Source organism: Alcanivorax sp. HI0083 (assembly GCF_001635175.1).
Genome location: NZ_LWFX01001252.1, coordinates 1 through 1,353 on the forward strand (window position 1 = coordinate 1; position 1,353 = coordinate 1,353).

At 62.4% G+C, this 1,353-nt stretch carries 2 protein-coding genes; both read right to left on the reverse strand.

All coding sequences use genetic code 11. The features are described 5' to 3' along the window. Positions 1 to 533 (reverse strand): hypothetical protein (locus A3754_RS18285; protein ID WP_063520844.1); only part of this gene is annotated, 533 nt, incomplete at its 3' end. Then, complete coding sequence (locus tag A3754_RS18290) at positions 533 to 1,144, reverse strand: hypothetical protein (RefSeq protein WP_063520843.1); 612 nt, start codon at positions 1,142 to 1,144, stop codon at positions 533 to 535. The genes A3754_RS18285 and A3754_RS18290, both read right to left, overlap by 1 nt. Positions 1,145 to 1,353 lie beyond the last annotated feature (209 nt).

A 1,353-nucleotide genomic window follows, 5' to 3' on the forward strand; every position in this document is an offset into this window, starting at 1 on the left:
GTGGACAAACGATCCCAATCCACCGATTCGCGATCCGGCATCCAGACACCGGCAAACGTAGACGCATCCGCCAGCACCAGCTCCGCATTGAGCATCGGCACACCGTGGTAATCGCCGGCCATTCCCCCGGCTCGACGAATCACCGACCACCAGGCCGGCGGGCGCCAGTGCAGGCGCACATCCGGCAGGTGGCAGCTTAGCTCGGTTTCTGCCACGCAGCATTCCAGCACGCTGTCCTGCTGACGGCTCAACCCCTGCCGCCACAATGCCGACCCCGCCACCATGACCAGCGACGGAAAGGCCCGCAGCAATGCCCGACACCGGTCTTCATCGGTGAGCGGCTCGCCCAGTATCACCTTGTAGAATACCGGGCGCGGCGGCGCCACCTGCTTGACCACTCCGGCTTCAAGCCAGCGCAGCACGGTATCCAGCGCGCCGCCAGATTCCTCCGGTTGCAGCTGCTTCAGATCCGAGAGGGTAAAAACCCGCGGCAAACTATCCAGTGCTGGAGACAACATCGTCATTGCCTGCATTAACGGTCTGCCACATCGGCCAACGGCAACCGCAGGCCCAGGCAGTAACGCAGGGCCATGGTCCACGTCAGCAGATGGCAAATCACCGTGAGCTGCCGGGCTTCTGGCAACCCGGCCAAGCGCAGCAACACCACATCATCGACCTGACGCTCAAGCCCCTTGATTTGCCGGGCCCGCAGGTCATTGGGGTTCTGGCGTTGCGCCAGGCGCAAGGTCAGCAAGCGCCCCTGAATATCATCTTCCTGGGCCGCATAGGCGCGCTCGACCAGGCTGTAACTGGACAGGTGCCGCATGGTACGCGTGCGCTGCTGGCGCCGGGAACGATGCTTTTGCGGCACCACCAGCACAGAGAAGACCCGCGCCAACCACTGCACAACAGGCAACCAGCGGGCCCCATCGCGGCACGCCATCAGGTACCAGCCCCAAGCTCGCAGACGAGACACATCCCGGCGCAGCACCCGCACCCGGGCATGGCTATCCGCACTGCCCGACGAGGCAAAGCTGGCCCGGTAAACGGCCAGGTACTCCTGCAGGGCCTGCAGCCGTGTCTCCACCGCCTCCAGCCCCAACTCCTGCTGACGCCATTTTCCCGCGCCCTGCTGTGTCCCCATAAACTGCAACTCCTGCATAGCCACTACTCAAAGACAATGCATAAAAAGTGAACGCCGACGCCGCTGTGAAACAGATTCAGCCCGGCACCGCTAACTCTAACGATGCAACCCTGCCCACCCCAGAACAAAACCGTCCGATTTCCGTGTAGCCACGTAGCCGTTTTGTATCTTCCTGATACAGCCATTGGAACCAGTTCACACTTCCCATT